We start from the raw sequence: 18,457 nt of genomic DNA, 5'->3' as shown, positions 1-18,457 counted from the left end.
CTCACTCAATAATAAAGATGAATTTAGATAATTATCCGCTATTAAAACAAATTAACTCTCCAACCGATCTTAGGCGCTATCCGCTTTCGCAATTATCTGCGATTTGTCGTGAGCTTAGGCAATTTTTGTTAACTAGTGTAAGTCAATCCAGTGGACATTTAGCTTCCGGTCTTGGCGTAGTTGAATTAACGGTCGCCCTCCATTACGTTTATCATACGCCATTCGATAAAATTATTTGGGATGTTGGACATCAAGCCTATCCACATAAAATTTTAACGGGTCGCCGTGATCAGATGCTGACTATTCGCCAAAAAGACGGCATACATTCTTTTCCACATCGAGAAGAAAGCGAATATGACGTATTAACTACAGGACATTCTTCAACTTCAATCAGTGCAGCATTGGGTATTGCCATTAGTGAACAAAAAAAACAATCAGGTCAAAAAGTTGCAGCCATTATCGGAGACGGTGCATTAACAGCAGGCATGGCATTTGAAGCAATGAATCATGCAGGTCATATCAAACCCGATATGTTAGTGATTATAAATGATAATGATATGTCCATTTCTGAAAATACCGGAGCATTAAATCAACATTTAACGCAAATTCTATCCAGTAAGGCCTATACTTCTTTTCGAGAAAGTGGCAAACGTGTTCTTTCCAATATTCCGCCATTAAAAGAGTTAGTTAAAAAAACAGAAGAACATTTAAAAGGTTTAATCACTCCTGCCATTTTATTTGAAGAACTGGGTTTTAATTACATTGGCCCCATTGACGGACATGATATTGAAAATTTAGTCTCCACATTACAAAGAGTGCGACAATTAAAAGGCCCTCAGTTATTGCATGTCATTACACAAAAAGGGAAAGGCTACGAACCAGCTGAAAAGAACCCGACACTCTGGCATGGTGTACCAAAGTTTGATCCTATTGATGGAACTTTCCCGTTAGATAAAAAAATTGCACCCACCTATTCGCAAGTTTTTGGTGAATGGCTGTGTGAAATGGCAGAAAAGGACGAGCGATTGATCGCTATTACCCCCGCAATGAGTGAAGGTTCTGGTATGACTGAATTTGCTAAACGTTATCCCAACCAGTTTTATGATGTGGCTATTGCTGAGCAACATGCGGTAACGTTAGCGGCAGGTTTTGCTATTAGTGACTTTAAACCGATTGTGGCAATCTATTCTACTTTTTTACAACGTGCTTATGATCAAGTTATTCATGATATTGCGATACAAAATCTGCCTGTTTTATTTGCGATAGATCGCGCGGGGATCGTGGGTGCAGATGGAGAAACCCATCAAGGGGCATTTGATTTAAGTTTTTTAAGATGTATACCAAATCTAGTTATCATGACACCAAGTGATGAAAATGAATGTCGTCAAATGCTATATACTGGCTATCTTCATCAAGGGCCTGCAGCGGTACGTTATCCTCGAGGAGAAGGAACAGGAACACCGCTAGCACCTTTAAATGCCATTCCATTAGGTCAATCTAAGGTATGCCGAGAAGGCGAAAAAATAGCTTTACTCAATTTTGGCACATTACTCCCTGAAGTTTTACAAGCTGCCGAGCAAATTAATGCTACAGTTATTGATATGCGCTTTGTAAAACCATTAGATGAGAAAGTACTTTTGCAGATTAGCCAAACCCATAATATACTAGTCACAATAGAAGAAAATAGTATTAAAGGCGGAGCAGGAAGTAGCATCAATGAATTCCTGTTATCGAAAAAAATAAAATGTGATATTTTAAACATTGGATTACCTGACAGGTTTATTCCACAAGGATCACAAAGTGAAATTAGGGCTGAAATGGGATTAAACTCAGAACATATTATCGATAAAATCAATAAATTTATAAATCAATAGGTAAAATATGGAAACTCAAGCTGTCACTATTCAAATTTTTGGACGAACGTTAAAATTTAATTGTCCAGTTGATGAAGTGGACGCCCTCAATAATGCTGCGAGAGATCTCGATCTACGCTTGACAAATTTACGTGAAAAATCACCACAAGTTGGAAGTGATCAACTAATTATGACGGCTGCACTGAATATCTCTTACGAACTGACTAAAGAAAAAGAAAAGAGTGATCAGTTTAGTGGTCGCTTAAAATTATTACAACAGTTACTTGATTCGGCTTTAAACTCTAACAATGAATCACTCTAATTGTAAATTTAATAAAAATACTATTGTATGATTTTTCAAATTTTGTATTATGTTACCCATCTCTGGGATGTTCGCGATTAAGGGTTAGTCCCCTGAGCCGATATTCTTTACTTTAGAATGATGTGACTTTTAATTGGTGTGTATGCCTTAATATTAAGGAAACCTAAAAATTAAAACACGTTGTTCACCTTGAACCTTGGGTTCAAGGGTTACGACCCTAACGACATCTTGGAGTTTTCCTTTTCTTCATAAGTGATAACTTAATGAACATCCGACAGATTATTCGCCAAAAAAGGCGTCAATTATCGCCTCATGAACGTCAAATTGCCCAGCAACGTATTTACCAAAAAATTGCTGATCATACTGCGATTGGTCAAGCCAAGAATATCGCAATATTTCTCTCTTTTGATGGCGAAATTGAAACTAAACCTATTATTGAATATTTATGGCAGCAAAATAAAGCTGTCTATTTACCGATAATTCATCCTTTTGTGTCCACTCACTTACTTTTTATTCAATACACGCCTAACAGTCAATTAATCAAAAATAAGTATGGTATTTTAGAACCCGCTTTAAATGTATTAAATGTCATTCCCCATCAAAAATTAGATATTGTTTTCACTCCTTTAGTTGCATTCGATGATCGAGGTTATCGTTTAGGAATGGGCGGCGGATTTTATGATCGTTTGCTAGCTAATTATAAAGCAGACCAAATTTTACCTATAGGTTTAGGTTTTGCCTGCCAAAAAGTTCAGCAACTAAGCAACCAACCTTGGGATATCCAATTACCTCAAATCATTTATGCCTGAATCACCTTTACAATTATATTAAAAAAAGTGATTGAAATTTGTATCATTTAAAATTGAATAGTTGTATACTTATTTACGCTTCATTTCTTAACTTTGTTTTTTTAAACAATGGCTATTCAAAAGTAATAATTTGTAAATTACAATCTTTCTTTTTACAGTATGTTATTCATCCTTTTAGTTCTTTTTTTGTTTTGTATTATTGTTTCATACTCAAGTCTTAGGGAATAAATATTCTAACTCATGGTGGAATTTTATTTCTTAAGACTTTTTTTTATAATAAAAAGGAGTGTAGCAATGTCAGAAAAAAAAGCCTTAACCACCAACAATGGAGCTCCAATAGCCGATAATCAAAATTCCCGTACCGCAGGTCCTCGAGGCCCTGTATTAATTGATGATTATCAGCTTATTGAGAAACTTGCACAATTTAATCGTGAGAACATTCCTGAAAGACGTGTACATGCCAAGGGATCGGGTGCGCATGGTACATTTACCGTGACTAATGATATCACTCAATATACTTATGCCAGTATTTTTGCCAAAGTGGGGAAACAAACTCCCGTGTTTGCCCGATTTTCAACTGTTGGCGGTGAACGAGGTTCATCCGATACAGCCCGTGATCCTAGGGGATTTTCTGTAAAATTTTATACCGATCAAGGTAACTGGGATATTGTTGGCAACAATACACCGGTATTTTTTATACGTGATGCCCTCAAATTCCCAGATTTTATTCATACCCAAAAACGTGATCCTAAAACCAACTTAAAAGATCCGCAAATGATGTGGGATTTTTGGTCTTTGTCACCGGAATCACTTCATCAAGTCACCATTCTGTTCTCTGACCGTGGTATTCCTGACGGCTTTAGACATATGCATGGTTTTGGTAGTCATACTTACAGTATTATTAATAAAGATAATGTTCGCACTTGGGTTAAATGGCATTTTAGAACGGAACAAGGTATTAAAAATATCCATCCTAAAAAAGCAGCCGAATTAGATGGTAGTAATCCCGACTCAGCACAAGAAGACTTATTTAATGCAATTGAACGCGGTGACTATCCTAAATGGCGCCTTTACATGCAGGTAATGACTGAAGAACAAGCCAATCATCATCCTGAAAACCCTTTTGATGTGACAAAAGTGTGGTCACAAAAACAGTATCCATTAATTGAAGTGGGCGTAATGGAACTTAATCGTAATCCAGAAAACTATTTTGCTGAAGTTGAACAAGCCGCATTTGAACCAAGTAATGTCGTGCCTGGAACGGGGTTATCGCCAGATAAGATGTTACAAGGGCGAATTTTTGCTTATGCCGATGCACATCGTTATCGTATAGGCACAAACTACCAACAATTACCGATCAATGCGCCGAAATGTCCGGTACACAATTATCAACGTGATGGAGCTATGCGCTTTTATACACCAGATAATGCGCCTAATTATGAGCCAAATAGTGTTGATAGCGCACCTAAACAACAACCACAATATGCTGAGCCACCGATGCATGTGCCTGCTGGTACAATGGATAGACATGATCATCGTGTTGACGATGATTACTATTCACAGCCACGCGCATTATTCAATTTAATGCGTTCCGATCAAAAACAGCTCCTAATTGATAATATTGTCGGTTCAATGAAAAACGTTGATCGTGATATCCAAATTAGACAGCTTAAACACTTTTATAAAGTCCACCCTGATTATGGTTCTGGTGTTGCCAATGGGTTAGGAATTGAAATCGATTTTATCAAAAGTTAGTTCACCTTATAACCACAGTGCCGACTTTGCTTAATCGGCACTGTATGGTTAATACATTTAGCGCTAAGTTAAATAAACAGGCTATTTATTTGTATTTACTCTTATTTTGGCTGGCGAACAGGACTTAACTCTATTGTTGAAAATTCATAGATAAATATAAAACTGTTTTGATGGTTATTTGGAAGAATTTCTTGAGAAAACAATCAAATATTGTTTTATTTACAGCTTGGTTAGTGGTTTAACTAAACCAAGCTTTTTATCCTAGTTAATTATTTAATTTTTTGTCTGACTATCTCAAATAAGCAAATGCCCGTTGCTACCGAGACATTCAGCGATGACACAATTCCCGCCATTGGAATACTGACCAATTCGTCACAATGTTCTTTGGTTAAACGTCGCATACCTTCCCCTTCTGCGCCCATAACCAGAGCCAATGGAATATTTGTTGATGATTTGTAAAAGTCAGTTTGATAAAGTGTGCGTTCTGCTTCTCCAGCTGTGCCCACAATCCACACATGATACTCGTCTTGTAACATTCGCATAGTACGAGCTAAATTGGTTACCCGAACAACAGGGATACTTTCAGCGGCTCCACAAGCCACTTTTTGTGCCGTCGAATTAAGCGGAGCCGAGCGATCTTTCGGGACAATAATAAAATTAACCCCTGCGGCGTCTGCTGTTCTGATGCAGGCACCAAGATTATGTGGATCTGTTACGCCATCTAAAATCAGAATAACGGGATTGGGTTGCTGTTCAACTAGTAATGGAATGTCATTTTCTTGATAGGTACGACAGGGTTTTACTATTGCTAAAATACCTTGATGTACACCATTTTTAGATTTGTCATCTAACCACTGGCGATGGGTTATTTTCACGATTAAACCAAGTTGTTCTATTTCATGCACAAGACTATTAAGACGTTTATCTTCCCGCCCTTTGGCGATGTAAACCTCAATAATTCTTTCAGGGGCACGTGTTAAAAGTGCTTCTATAGCATGGATACCGTAAACTGTTTCACTCATCTATTTTTTACTCTTTACTTTCTTACTTTTAGTCGTTTTACTTGTTGATGTCGATGCGATTTGAACCGCATTTTTATCTACCTTTTTGCGCTTTCCTTTATTTTTATTTGTCGCTTTCACCTTTTTTCTAACGCTGCCACTCACTACTTGTTTTTTGCTTTTACGCTTTTTAGCCGGTGCAATATCGTTATTATTTTTATCATTTAGCTGTTTAGCCTTAGTTTTTGCGGTTTTACCTTGACGCTTAGGGCTATTATTACTACTGACCAAGGCAAAATCAATTTTTCTTTCTTCAGGATTAACATTTTCTACTTTAACGCTAACTTTATCACCTAAACGGTAACTGTAATGGGTATTTTCACCAATTAAACGATTTCGTGAAGCGTCATAAATATAATAATCATTTTCAAGCGATGAAACATGTACCAGACCGTCTATAAATAGATCATCTAATCTGACAAAAAACCCGAAGTTCACAACACTTGATATGGTACCATTAAAGACTTCACCCACATGATCTTGCATATAATCACACTTGAGCCAATCAACCACATCACGCACTGCCTCATCGGCTCGACGTTCAGTAAGTGAACAATGTTCGCCAAAATAGAGCATTTCGTTAATGGTATAACGATGCCCGCCTGTCTTACTGGTTTTATGCTGTTCATTGGCTAATATCCACTTAATGGTTCGATGTAACAGTAAATCTGGGTAACGTCGAATTGGCGAGGTAAAATGACCATACTCTTTAAGTGCAAGCCCAAAATGACCTCGATTTTCTGGATCATAAATCGCTTGTTTCATCGAACGTAAAATAACTGTCTGTAACATGTCACTATCAATACGCTCTTCAATCGCTAGCATCAACTCGGCAATATCTTTTGATTTTGGGTTAACACCGCCACCTAACGATAATCCTAGTTCTTGTAAGATGCTACGTAAGTTATTCATTCGCTCTTCATCAGGACGATCATGAACACGAAACAAAGCAGGTACGTCCGCTTCAATCACCAGTTTTGCTGCTGCAACATTAGCTAAAATCATACACTCTTCAATAATTTTATGTGCATCATTACGTTGTGCTAACTCAATACTTTCGATCCGTTTATCGGCATTGAAAATGAATTTCGGTTCTTCCGATTCAAAACCAATCGCTCCACGAGCAATTCGTGACTTATCCAATATTTTGTATAAGCCATATAGGTTTTCTAAATGTGGCACTAAATCATGGTAATGTTGACGGAGTTCTTCATCACCATCTAAAATTTTCGCAACTTTCGTATAAGTCAATCTAGCATGAGAGTTCATCACAGCGTCGTAAAATTGATAACCGGTCAAACGACCTTTATTTGATATGGTCATCTCACAAACTAAACATAGTCTATCAACCTGTGGATTAAGCGAACAAAGACCATTTGATAACGCTTCTGGCAACATCGGCACGACACGAGAAGGAAAATACACCGATGTACCGCGTAAGCAGGCTTCTTTATCAAGTGCTTTATCGGGTCTGACGTAATAACTGACATCAGCTATTGCCACCCATAATCGGTAACCTCCACCACGATTTTTTTGGCAATACACGGCATCATCAAAATCACGTGCATCTTCACCATCAATGGTAACTAAAGGTAGATCCCGTAAATCTTTACGCCCTTTTTTGGCTTTTTCGGGCACTTCATCACCAAATTTACTCACCTCTTTTTCAACGGCTTTAGGAAATTCATATGGGATTTCATGATTACGAAGGGCAATATCTATGGCTAAGTTAGTCCCCATGTTTTCACCAAGGACTTCTTTAATGACACCGACTGCTTTTTGACGACGTTCTGGGCGTTGTTGTAACTCAACAACGACGACCGTTCCCATGCGTACTGTGCGTTTCGGTTTACCAGTGATTAAAATATCAAAATTTAAGCGACTATCATCAGGCACCACAAATCCAACGCCTTGTTCAATAAAGTAACGACCAACAATTAAATTACTGCGAGGCTCTAAAATACGCACAACACGTGCTTCTGTTTTTCCACGATATTGATTACTCAGTGGTTGGGCTAAAATCACATCACCTTGTAAGACTTTTTTCATCTGTTCTGGCGATAAAAAGTAATCTTCAGGGTTTCCTTCAACACGTAAAAAGCCAAAACCATCACGATGTGCAATCACCTTCCCCTTAACCATATCTAACTTTTCAGGCAGTGCATAACATTTACGGCGTGTAAACACAACTTGACCATCGCGTTCCATTGCACGTAAGCGGCGATGTAGTGCTTCTTTTTGTTCTTCAGTTTTAATGGAAACGGCTTGGGCAATTTTTTCTAAATTAGCAGGCTTCGCCTCTTTGGTTAGGTAATCTAATATTAATTCGCGACTGGCTATCGGTGAATCATATTTCTGCGCTTCTCGTTCATAGAATGGATCGTTTATCATAAGGAATATCCAGAGATCATATTTAATTGGTAGCATAACATAGAGTTATGTAACTTAAAATAAACATTCCTTTTTACTACTAATCTTTATCGATATAATTTACATAGCTAAACAAAACTGAATTATTAACATCAAAACCGAATCTAATTTGCCATTTCTAAGCCTATAAATGATATAAATTCAATTATGTTTTACTCATCTATTGAGTGTTTTTTTCACGCTCAATGGCGCGATAACCGATATCATGACGATAAAAACAGCCGTGCCAATGGATTTTATCAACTTGTTGATAAGCACGTTGCTGAGCTTCCAATACCGTATCACCTAAAGCAGTGACACAAAGTACACGACCACCGTTAGTTAACACATGCCCTTTTTCAAAAATCGTACCTGCATGGAACACTTTACAATCAACTGTCGATTCGGTAGGTAAACCAATGATTGTATCTTGGATATTATATTCACCTGGATAACCACCAGCCGCCATAACGACACCTAATGCAGGTCTTCGATCCCAGTTGGATTTAACCTTACTTAATTGACCATTTACCGCCGCCAAACATAACTCAATCAAGTCTGATTGCATACGCATCATAATGGGTTGGGTTTCGGGATCGCCAAAGCGACAATTAAATTCAATTACTTTAGGATTACCCTGTTTATCAATCATTAAACCTGCATACAAAAAACCAACATAAACATTGCCTTCTTGAGCCATGCCATTTACGGTTGGATAGATAATTTGTTCCATAACTTTGGTAAACACCTCATCTGTCACAACAGGTGCTGGAGAGTAAGCGCCCATTCCTCCCGTATTTAAACCCGTATCACCGTCACCGACTCGCTTGTGATCTTGACTTGTTGCCATTGGCTCGACATGTTTGCCATCAACCATGACAATAAAACTGGCTTCTTCGCCCATTAAAAATTCTTCAATAACCACTCGATGACCCGCATCACCAAATGCATTACCCGCTAGCATGTCACGTACAGCATTTTCAGCTTCTTCAAGGGTCATGGCAACAATAACCCCTTTACCGGCTGCTAACCCGTCGGCTTTAATCACAATTGGGGCGCCTTTGTCACGTATATAGGCAATGGCAGGATCAATTTCAGTAAAAGTTTGATATTCAGCTGTGGGGATTTGGTGACGCGCTAAAAAATCTTTAGTAAAAGCTTTAGAACCTTCTAGCTGAGCTGCCGATTTAGTTGGCCCAAAAATGTTTAATCCAGCTTTTTGAAAACTATCAACAACACCAAGTACTAATGGGACTTCAGGCCCCACTATAGTTAAATCAATTTGCTGTTGCTGGGCAAAATTAAGTAATCCACTAATATCATTTGCTTTGATATTAATATTTTCTAAATTAGGCTCAAGTGCTGTACCTGCATTACCCGGTGCGACAAAAACTTTTGTAACCAAAGGGGACTGTGCCGCTTTCCATGCTAAAGCATGCTCACGACCACCATTACCAATAACTAATACTTTCATACCCATTCCTTTAATTTGTTCTTAACTGACATTTATATTATACGATCAATGTCTAAAATGACGCATATTAGTAAAAATCATTGCAATATTATGTTCATTAGCAGCTTGAATAACCTCATCATCACGGATAGATCCACCTGGTTGAATGACACAAGTTACCCCGACTTTAGCCGCAGCATCAATGCCGTCTCTGAATGGAAAAAATGCATCAGATGCGACCACACAGCCCGCTACTTCTAAATTTTCATCTTTCGCTTTTATACCGGCTATTTTAGCCGAATACACACGACTCATTTGTCCTGCTCCAATTCCAATGGTCATATTGTCTTTGGCATAAACAATAGCATTGGATTTAACAAACTTAGCCACTTTCCAGCAAAACAGTGCATCAGATAGTTCTTTTTTAGTTGGTTGCCGTTTGGTCACCACTGTCAATTGATTTTCGGTGACCATACTTAAGTCATGTTCTTGAACTAACAGTCCACCATTTACTCGCTTAAAATCTAAACGACTATTCGATGATTGCGACCATTGACCACATGCTAATACACGTACATTTTTTTTCGTCTGCATTATGGCAAGTGCATCTTCATTAATTGACGGTGCTATAATCACTTCTACAAATTGGTTTTCTATAACTCTGGTTGCCGTTTTTGCATCTAAAGAACGATTAAAAGCAATAATCCCACCAAAAGCAGACGTTGGATCGGTTTTAAACGCATTTAAGTAAGCATTCAAAAGGGTGTCACTCACAGCCACTCCGCAAGGATTAGCGTGTTTGACAATCACACACGCTGGCTCATCAAATGATTTAACGCATTCAAGTGCTGCATCCGCATCCGCAATATTGTTATAAGAAAGTGCCTTACCTTGTAATTGTTTAGCTGTCGCAATTGATGCGTCGTTTATATCTTCATCAATATAAAAAGCTGCTTTTTGATGTGCATTTTCACCATAACGCATGTCCTGCTTTTTGATAAATTGAAGATTCAATGTTCGTGGAAATTGTCCAGACACTTTATCGGTTTCACCATAATAAGGCGGCACTAACTGCCCAAAATAGTTGGCAATCATGCCATCATATTTTGCTGTGTGTTCAAAAGCTTTAATCGCCAAATTGAAACGATATGGGTAGCTAAGAGAATTATCTTGCTGATCCAGCAATTCAATAATGGTCGCATAATCATTGTAATCAACAACAATAGCGACATCTTGATGATTTTTAGCCGCTGCACGTACCATGGTGGGGCCACCAATATCAATATTTTCAACGGCATCTTCTAAACGGCAATCTGATTTAGCGACGGTGTCAGCAAAGGGATACAAGTTAACCACGACCATATCAATCGGTGCAATTTGATGTTGATGCATCACATCATCATCTAAACCTCGCCGCCCTAAAATTCCACCATGAATTTTAGGATGAAGTGTTTTGACTCTACCCTCCATCATCTCAGGAAATCCAGTATAGTCTGAAACCTCAATGACGGGAATATTGTGTTTCATAAGCAATTTAGCGGTACCGCCCGTAGAAAGAAGTTCAACGTTTCGTTGATGAAGAGCTTGGGCAAATTCGATAATACCGGTTTTGTCAGATACGCTAAGTAAAGCGCGATGAATAGGTCGAAACTGCTGCATGACGGGGCTCCGAAGTTAATACTTTAAATCCAAATCAATTGAATCGGTATTATATAGAAAAGCATCATCGATGTTTAGTGATTAGTTTATATTCTGATAAATTTAATTATATCCTGCAAAGCGAATCTAACATTTTAAGCCTAGCATATGGAGCATTTGAAAATTTACCTTGAAAAATAGAACAAGCTTTTTTAGCTATAAAAGTGATCTGATTTTAAAAAATAAAGAGTATTGTTTGATTGGTAGTAACCGAAAAATTGATAAATAGGTAGTTCTAATGTATTCCTATCGCAATAAAATTTATTTGGTTAAAAAATGAGTTATCAATAAAGCGGAATAACCTAAACTAAATTGATAACTCATTAAATAACCAAGCAATAAGGTTTAATCGTCACTATAGCCAAGACTGCGTAATGCACGCTCGTCATCAGCCCAACCCGCTTTGACTTTAACCCATAACTCTAAATGAACCTTGGTATCAAAAAAAGATTGCATATCTTTACGCGCTTCCATCCCAATTTTTTTGATCTTTTCACCTTTATTGCCGATAACCATTTTCTTTTGACCATCACGTTCGACCAATATTAGACCATTGATTCGATACATGCCTGTTCGTTCATCAACTTTGAATTGTTCGATTTCAACGGTTACCGAATAAGGCAATTCATCCCCTAAAAAACGCATTAATTTTTCACGAATGATTTCAGATGCCATAAACCGTTGCGATCGGTCAGTAATGTAATCTTCTGGAAAATGGTGTTCACCAACCGGTAAATGTTTTTTCACAATATCTTTGATGATATCAATGCCTTCACCCTTTTCAGCGCTAATTGGTACGACATCAAGAAAATTGATTTTTTGGCTGATTTCTTGAATATGAGGTAACAATTGGGTTTTATCGGTAACATTATCAATTTTATTGATCACTAATAAAACAGGCGATTTACAATCTTTCAGTTTATTGGCAACCATTTCGTCATCATCGGTCCAGTGCGTACCTTCAACGACAAAAATCACCAACTCTACATCACCAATAGAGCTACTTGCCGCTCGATTCATAAGGCGGTTAATCGCTCTTTTTTCTTCAATGTGAAGACCGGGTGTATCGATATAAATTATTTGGTCATTACCTTGAGTATCAATGCCCACTATACGATGACGTGTTGTTTGAGCTTTACGCGAGGTAATTGAAACTTTTTGACCTAATAATTGATTTAATAATGTTGATTTGCCGACATTTGGTCGACCTACAATGGCAACGAATCCACAATGTTGTGTTGTTTCTTTCATTTTATACCTAATTGATTGAGTGCTTGTTGAGCAGCAGCTTGTTCGGCTTTACGGCGACTAAGTCCTCGCCCTAAATATTGATGATCATCATTTTCAAGTTTGCATTGAATCAAAAATTCTTGCTCGTGTTTATCACCTGTAACTTCAAGGATCAAATAACAGGGACGTTCTTGATGTATACCTTGTAAGTATTCTTGAAGTCTTGTTTTTGAATCTTTTTGTTTCACGCCCGGCTTAATTTCTGCTAACCGGCTCTGATACCAAGACAGTATTAATCGCCTGACATTTTCAATATTACTATCTAAATAGATCGCACCAATAATGGCTTCAACTGCATCAGCGATAATTGATTCCCGACGAAAACCACCGCTTTTTAATTCACCTTGTCCTAAGGTCAGATAATTTCCTAAATTGAATGCTTTACCTATTTCAGCCAATGTTGTGCCACAAACTAAGCTTGCTCGCATCTGACTTAAATCGCCTTCATCTTGCTGCTTAAATCGATGAAAAAGATCGTCTGCAATGGCAAAGCTTAAAATAGAATCGCCTAGAAACTCTAGGCGTTCGTTATGTCGTTTATTCGCACTTCGATGAGTTAAGGCTAATTCAAGTAACGAAAGGTTTTGAAACTGATAGCCAATCGACTGTTGCAAAGATTTTAAATTTTTAATACTCATGGCGACTAGTGTATGCCTCCAATACGGCTAAAGCGAATCCCCGTAGGCCATTCATCGGGTTGTTTTTCAAAGCTAATCCATATTGCTGTCGCTTTACCAACGAAGTTTGATTCAGGCACGAATCCGAAATAACGGCTGTCGCCACTGTTATCACGATTATCACCCATCATAAAGTAATTGCCTTCCGGTACAACCCAAGTCGCAAGCGGTTGTCCATTTTGATGGAAGAAGTATTCGGGTTTTTCAATTATGTTTTCCGTTGTTAAAATATCGTGTGGTTTATCACCCAGTGTTTCTTGCTGTATGTTTATATTTAATGATTCGACAGAGTTTGAATCAGCAATCCCTTTTTCTTTATACTGTTCTAAAGTATAAAAATTAGGCCCTGATTTGAATTGCTGATAAACTTGTTTCCAATTACTTAATTTTGGTTCACTGTAATGTAAATCCAGTGGTTGCGTTTTTTGCCCTACACAGTTGGTATCACTACTTTGGCAAGCAGGATAAATAAAGAGTTTTTTGTCTTGAACTGAGTAAACAATTTTATCACCAGGCAAGCCAACTACACGCTTAATTAAATCCATTTTTGAACCATCTGGGTGTTTAAAAACAGCAACATCTCCGCGTTTAGGGTGCCCTGTCGATATAATGACCGTATTAGTAATGGGATCACGCAATCCATAAGAATATTTCTGAACAGCAATAAAATCACCAATCAAAAGTGTCTGCATCATCGAACCAGACGGAATCTGAAACGGTTCATATAGAAACGAGCGGATGAAAAATACAACAAAAAGAACGGGGAAAAATGAGGCTAAATTCTCTACCCAACCTTTTGGTTTACCGACTTGAGCCAGCACTTTTCCATCGATTTCACCATTGCATTGTTTACGGACTTCCTCAACTTTACGCTGTCTTGCAGGCTTCCAGCGGTATTTTTCTAAAAACCAAAAGATACCTGTTATCAATGTTGCTATTGTTAATATGATGGCGAATGTATTAGCCATTTTTTTTCCTCTTTTACTGGTTAATCTTTACCGACATGTAAAATAGCTAAAAACGCTTCTTGTGGTAATTCAACATTACCCACTTGTTTCATGCGTTTTTTACCCTCTTTTTGCTTTTGTAAAAGTTTTTTCTTACGACTAACGTCACCACCATAACATTTTGCTAATACATTTTTACGTAATTGCTTAACGGTTGAACGAGCAATGATATGATTTCCGATTGCTGCTTGAATAGCAATATCAAATTGTTGACGTGGAATTAAATCTTTCATTTTTTCAACTAATTCGCGACCGCGATAAGGTGCATTGTCCTTATGAGTGATTAACGCTAACGCATCGACACGTTCTCCGTTAATAAGTACATCTAACCTGACCATATCGGCAACTTGGAAACGTTTGAAACTGTAATCCAATGAAGCATAACCACGAGAAGTTGACTTTAACTTGTCAAAGAAATCTAAAACCACTTCGGTCATAGGGATTTCATAGGTTAGCGCCACCTGATTTCCATGATAAACCATATGCGTTTGTACTCCACGCTTTTCAACACAAAGTGTAATAACATTGCCAAGATAAGTCTGTGGTACCAAAATGTTACACTCGGCAATAGGCTCACGCAATTCTTGAATATTGTTAACAGCAGGTAATTTAGCAGGGCTGTCAACATAGATTATCTCGTTTGACGTTGTCAGCACTTCGTAAACTACTGTTGGCGCTGTCGTAATCAAATCTAAGTTGTATTCACGCTCTAACCGCTCTTGAATGATTTCCATGTGTAATAATCCAAGGAAACCACAACGGAAACCAAACCCTAATGCACCTGAGTTTTCTGGCTCATAAAATAGCGATGCATCATTTAGGCTTAATTTTCCAAGTGCATCACGAAAGGCTTCATAATCATCCGAACTAGTCGGGAATAACCCAGCATAAACCTGGGGTTTTACTTTTTTGAACCCCGGTAATGGGTTTTCTGCTGGTGTTTTAGCAGATGTTAATGTATCACCAACAGGAGCCCCTAAAATATCTTTAATTGCACAGACAACCCAACCTACTTCACCACATTGTAAACAGGTTTTGTCGACTTGTTTTGGGGTAAATATTCCAAGGCGATCAACATTGTAAGTCATACCTGTGCTCATCACTTTGATTTTATCCCCTTTCTTTAATTCACCATTTTTAATGCGAATTAAAGACACAACACCAAGATAATTATCAAACCATGAATCAATTATCAATGCCTGCAAAGGTGCATTTGAATCGCCTTCAGGTGGCGGAATATCATTAACCAATTGTTCGAGTACATCAATAACCCCCACACCTGTTTTTGCTGAACAGCGAACAGCATTAGAGGCATCAATACCAACAATATCTTCGATTTCTTCTGCCACACGTTCCGGCTCAGCAGCGGGCAAATCAATTTTATTTAGCACTGGGACAACTTCAAGATTCATATCTAAAGCGGTATAACAGTTTGCCAGAGTTTGTGCTTCAACGCCTTGACCTGCATCAACCACTAACAACGCCCCTTCACAAGCCGCTAACGATCGCGATACTTCGTAAGAGAAGTCAACATGACCGGGGGTGTCAATAAAATTAAGCTGATATGTCTCACCATTTTTTGCATGATAATCGAGCGTAACACTTTGTGCTTTAATTGTTATACCACGTTCACGTTCAAGATCCATTGAATCTAAAACTTGTGCTGCCATTTCACGATCAGAAAGGCCTCCACAAATTTGTATGATGCGGTCTGAAAGTGTAGATTTACCATGGTCAATATGAGCAATAATTGAAAAATTGCGGATATTTTTATTCATATCAATAAATTATATTTTGTATTTTAGTTGTAAACAATTAACTATTTAAATACCGAATAGTGATAAACAGTATCTCATAATAATTATAAAGCTAGAAAGAGTAGCATTTTACACATTTATCACTGCTAAGCATAGCGTTATCGAGAAGTTAACCACTATTTCTCAATAATATTTTGTGCAATACGTTCTATAGTCGTTCGCGGTAGATTACCAATAATGATAATATTCTTTTTAGCAATATTGGTTGAAAAAATGGTTCGTCCACCTTGTTGGATAAACTGATTAGCCTGATTTGCTTTTTCGGAAGAAACATTGACCGTAAATGAAAAAACGCCATCTGAAAAAAGCTTTGTGGCTATATCTGAATTATAAAAATTGACATTATATGCTGCCACTTCTTTAAATCCTTTAGGTAGCCATGCTAATCGCCATGAATCGAGTACGTTTTCTTGTTTTTCAATAGATAATAAAATAGGGTAGCTTCGAGTTTCGATGTATTCCTTTACTGCTTTTTTATCAAAATTTTCGTCGAGATCGACTACTTTAAGTTGGCTGATAATTTCGCTATGTTGATCTAATAAATCTATACGAATCGGTAGGTAAATTTCATCATCAACCCAAATAACATAGCTATAACGATCTTTATCTTTTGCGACCATTTTAACCAATTGTACGCTACGATTTGCTGTCCGTGTTTTTCCTAATAAAGTAAAGTCATATACATCGGTAAGTTCATTAAAATCGTTATATATAATATCTGGGAAAGCCTCAACAATTCGTGAACTGCTTATCGAAAAAGACTCGCTATCCGGTTGGAAGTAGCTAATGACGTTTTCATGTAAAATAATTTCTCTCGCAGCACCTTCAAGATAAAGTAACAACGCTTTGACATCTTTTTTATTTTCCGCACCTAAATGCGTGTATTCATATGTGGTAACGTATTGATTTTTATCTTGTGATAAGAAGTGAATTTGATAATCTTGAGTTTGCACTGCCTTGCTCATTTTATTAAGCAGAGCGACAGGATCATTATTTTCACTAGCTTGAATTGACAGGGACATTAGCAGAAAAAACAGACTAGCAAATATATAGCTACTCTGTTTTATCATTGTTTGGAAATTTGAATAAAATTTTAATTTCATTTCGGATTACTGAGCATTTAACCTTTTTTGCAGTTCATAATCTTGTACAAGTAATCTGATTTTATCATATTGTCTTTTTTCTAGAAGTTGCTGATCATTCTGTTGCTGTAGTCCTCCAACAGGCGCAACATTGACACCAACAGGGATGGTATTTAAAGTTGGGATATTACTATCACTATCAGATTGACGTTGTTGATATTGTACACCCGCAATAATCGCTAAAGTAACGCAAGCAGCAAGACCAACTTGACTGACTTTTGCCATGACGTCTTTGAGACGAATCCAAATAAGATTTTGTTTATTTGGTCGCGATATTTCATCCTGATTAGGTTGATTGGTTAATTTGTTATAGATATCTTCTTTAGCAATGGCGTTTGCCACTTGTTTAGAAATATCCAAAGTTAATGCGCTACTATGCAAGTCACCACGCATTGCTTCTCTGGCAATATGATAGCGATGCCAACATGATTGAAGGCTTTCATCATTTGATATTTCATCAATGAAATGATCACTTGTAAACTCGCCATCCATAAGCAATGAAAGTTGCTCTTTCTGTTCAATTCGCATAGTAGATACCTTAAATTTATGACTACTCATTATCATTTTGTATTCAACCAATTAATGGTTTTAATTTTTCATCAATCGCATCTCTTGCTCTAAAAATGCGTGATCTCACTGTTCCAACCGGCGTATCCATTATTTCTGCAATCTCCTCATAACTTAAACCATCAATTTCACGTAATGTAATTGCTATTCTTAAATCATCAGGAAGCGCATCAATTGCTTCAAATACGGCTTTTTTAACTTCATCAGAAAGCGCTAAATTCTCAGGATTATCAAGATCCCTGAGCGAATCAGCTCCTTCATAACTTTCCGCCTCGCTTGCATCAATATCCGATGAAGGTGGTCTTCGACCTTGAGACGTTAAATAATTCTTTGCTGTGTTAACCGCTATGCGGTATAACCATGTGTAAAAAACACTTTCCCCTTTAAATAAGCTTAACGAACGATAAGCTTTGATAAAGGTTTCTTGTACAACATCTGGCACTTCAGAAGCGAGTACATAACGAGAAACCAAGTGAGACAATTTATTTTGATAACGAACCACAAGTAAATTGAACGCATTTTTATCTCCGTTTAATACACGGTCAACTAAAACTTGGTCTGTTACTTGCTCCCCCATTAAAGGCCATTCCTCATTAT

15 protein-coding genes and 1 other RNA gene are annotated in these 18,457 nt (G+C 37.5%); 5 read left to right on the top strand and 11 right to left on the bottom strand.

The window, feature by feature from the left end; genetic code table 11:
- The first annotated feature begins 11 nt into the window (after positions 1 to 11).
- The 5 genes from dxs to J3U14_RS03790 all read left to right on the top strand — a co-directional run bounded on the left by dxs (position 12) and on the right by J3U14_RS03790 (position 4,739).
- A complete protein-coding gene (dxs, locus tag J3U14_RS03810; protein WP_411590082.1) occupies positions 12 to 1,874 on the top strand; it encodes a 1-deoxy-D-xylulose-5-phosphate synthase in 1,863 nt (620 codons plus the stop codon).
- Between the two features lie 7 nt (positions 1,875 to 1,881).
- On the top strand, positions 1,882 to 2,175 hold the full coding sequence (gene zapA, locus J3U14_RS03805) for a cell division protein ZapA (protein WP_065559560.1): 294 nt from the start codon (positions 1,882 to 1,884) through the stop codon (positions 2,173 to 2,175).
- A 56-nt stretch (positions 2,176 to 2,231) separates the two neighbouring features.
- Positions 2,232 to 2,414, top strand: a non-coding RNA gene (ssrS, locus tag J3U14_RS03800) — 6S RNA.
- Between the two features lie 24 nt (positions 2,415 to 2,438).
- Complete coding sequence (locus J3U14_RS03795) at positions 2,439 to 2,984, top strand: 5-formyltetrahydrofolate cyclo-ligase (protein ID WP_267350563.1); 546 nt, start codon at positions 2,439 to 2,441, stop codon at positions 2,982 to 2,984.
- A 294-nt stretch (positions 2,985 to 3,278) separates the two neighbouring features.
- Positions 3,279 to 4,739 carry a catalase gene (locus tag J3U14_RS03790; protein ID WP_267350565.1) on the top strand — a complete coding sequence of 487 codons (1,461 nt, stop codon included), beginning with the start codon at positions 3,279 to 3,281 and terminating at the stop codon, positions 4,737 to 4,739.
- A gap of 269 nt (positions 4,740 to 5,008) precedes the next feature.
- Here J3U14_RS03790 and rlmB read toward each other — a convergent pair whose 3' ends face one another.
- The 11 genes from rlmB to rpoE form a co-directional block, all read right to left on the bottom strand.
- Entirely contained in the window at positions 5,009 to 5,761 is a 753-nt protein-coding gene (rlmB, locus tag J3U14_RS03785; protein ID WP_267350567.1) for a 23S rRNA (guanosine(2251)-2'-O)-methyltransferase RlmB, read from the bottom strand.
- Positions 5,762 to 8,191 (bottom strand): ribonuclease R, encoded by a 2,430-nt coding sequence (gene rnr / locus J3U14_RS03780; protein WP_267350568.1) that lies wholly within the window; start codon positions 8,189 to 8,191, stop codon positions 5,762 to 5,764. It lies immediately after the preceding gene.
- 199 nt (positions 8,192 to 8,390) lie between these two features.
- Positions 8,391 to 9,683 (bottom strand): phosphoribosylamine--glycine ligase, encoded by a 1,293-nt coding sequence (purD, locus tag J3U14_RS03775; RefSeq protein ID WP_267350570.1) that lies wholly within the window; start codon positions 9,681 to 9,683, stop codon positions 8,391 to 8,393.
- 45 nt (positions 9,684 to 9,728) lie between these two features.
- Entirely contained in the window at positions 9,729 to 11,321 is a 1,593-nt protein-coding gene (gene purH, locus J3U14_RS03770) for a bifunctional phosphoribosylaminoimidazolecarboxamide formyltransferase/IMP cyclohydrolase (protein WP_267350572.1), read from the bottom strand.
- 384 nt (positions 11,322 to 11,705) lie between these two features.
- A complete protein-coding gene (gene era, locus J3U14_RS03765) occupies positions 11,706 to 12,611 on the bottom strand; it encodes a GTPase Era (protein WP_267350574.1) in 906 nt (301 codons plus the stop codon).
- Positions 12,608 to 13,288 (bottom strand): ribonuclease III, encoded by a 681-nt coding sequence (gene rnc / locus J3U14_RS03760; RefSeq protein WP_267350575.1) that lies wholly within the window; start codon positions 13,286 to 13,288, stop codon positions 12,608 to 12,610. The genes era and rnc overlap by 4 nt, the downstream gene beginning before the upstream one ends.
- A gap of 5 nt (positions 13,289 to 13,293) precedes the next feature.
- Positions 13,294 to 14,295: a signal peptidase I gene (gene lepB / locus J3U14_RS03755; RefSeq protein ID WP_267350577.1), complete on the bottom strand. Its 1,002-nt coding sequence runs from the start codon at positions 14,293 to 14,295 to the stop codon at positions 13,294 to 13,296.
- A gap of 20 nt (positions 14,296 to 14,315) precedes the next feature.
- Positions 14,316 to 16,112: a translation elongation factor 4 gene (gene lepA / locus J3U14_RS03750; protein WP_065559570.1), complete on the bottom strand. Its 1,797-nt coding sequence runs from the start codon at positions 16,110 to 16,112 to the stop codon at positions 14,316 to 14,318.
- A gap of 155 nt (positions 16,113 to 16,267) precedes the next feature.
- Positions 16,268 to 17,254: a MucB/RseB C-terminal domain-containing protein gene (locus J3U14_RS03745; protein WP_267350579.1), complete on the bottom strand. Its 987-nt coding sequence runs from the start codon at positions 17,252 to 17,254 to the stop codon at positions 16,268 to 16,270.
- Positions 17,255 to 17,260: 6 nt separating this feature from the next.
- Positions 17,261 to 17,821, bottom strand: coding sequence for an RseA family anti-sigma factor (locus J3U14_RS03740; RefSeq protein ID WP_267350581.1), 561 nt, complete (start codon positions 17,819 to 17,821; stop codon positions 17,261 to 17,263).
- 43 nt (positions 17,822 to 17,864) lie between these two features.
- Entirely contained in the window at positions 17,865 to 18,437 is a 573-nt protein-coding gene (rpoE, locus tag J3U14_RS03735) for an RNA polymerase sigma factor RpoE (protein WP_267350583.1), read from the bottom strand.
- Between the last annotated feature and the right edge of the window lie 20 nt (positions 18,438 to 18,457).

Origin of the sequence: Gilliamella sp. B3801, from assembly GCF_026536645.1 — a bacterium.
GTDB lineage: Bacteria > Pseudomonadota > Gammaproteobacteria > Enterobacterales > Orbaceae > Gilliamella > Gilliamella apicola_I.
Note: the sequence above shows the minus strand (reverse complement) of the source record. Positions and strands in the feature narration are given on the sequence as shown.

What these genes read in the sequence shown, in the direction of transcription:
- zapA (WP_065559560.1), top strand. Translation starts at nt 1,882, where the DNA reads ATGGAAACTCAAGCTGTCACTATTCAAATTTTTGGACGAACGTTAAAA.
- J3U14_RS03795 (WP_267350563.1), top strand. Translation starts at nt 2,439, where the DNA reads ATGAACATCCGACAGATTATTCGCCAAAAAAGGCGTCAATTATCGCCT.
- J3U14_RS03790 (WP_267350565.1), top strand. Translation starts at nt 3,279, where the DNA reads ATGTCAGAAAAAAAAGCCTTAACCACCAACAATGGAGCTCCAATAGCC.
- rlmB (WP_267350567.1), bottom strand. Translation starts at nt 5,761, where the DNA reads ATGAGTGAAACAGTTTACGGTATCCATGCTATAGAAGCACTTTTAACA.
- rnr (WP_267350568.1), bottom strand. Translation starts at nt 8,191, where the DNA reads ATGATAAACGATCCATTCTATGAACGAGAAGCGCAGAAATATGATTCA.
- purD (WP_267350570.1), bottom strand. Translation starts at nt 9,683, where the DNA reads ATGAAAGTATTAGTTATTGGTAATGGTGGTCGTGAGCATGCTTTAGCA.
- purH (WP_267350572.1), bottom strand. Translation starts at nt 11,321, where the DNA reads ATGCAGCAGTTTCGACCTATTCATCGCGCTTTACTTAGCGTATCTGAC.
- era (WP_267350574.1), bottom strand. Translation starts at nt 12,611, where the DNA reads ATGAAAGAAACAACACAACATTGTGGATTCGTTGCCATTGTAGGTCGA.
- rnc (WP_267350575.1), bottom strand. Translation starts at nt 13,288, where the DNA reads ATGAGTATTAAAAATTTAAAATCTTTGCAACAGTCGATTGGCTATCAG.
- lepB (WP_267350577.1), bottom strand. Translation starts at nt 14,295, where the DNA reads ATGGCTAATACATTCGCCATCATATTAACAATAGCAACATTGATAACA.
- lepA (WP_065559570.1), bottom strand. Translation starts at nt 16,112, where the DNA reads ATGAATAAAAATATCCGCAATTTTTCAATTATTGCTCATATTGACCAT.
- J3U14_RS03745 (WP_267350579.1), bottom strand. Translation starts at nt 17,254, where the DNA reads ATGAAATTAAAATTTTATTCAAATTTCCAAACAATGATAAAACAGAGT.
- J3U14_RS03740 (WP_267350581.1), bottom strand. Translation starts at nt 17,821, where the DNA reads ATGCGAATTGAACAGAAAGAGCAACTTTCATTGCTTATGGATGGCGAG.
- rpoE (WP_267350583.1), bottom strand. Translation starts at nt 18,437, where the DNA reads ATGGGGGAGCAAGTAACAGACCAAGTTTTAGTTGACCGTGTATTAAAC.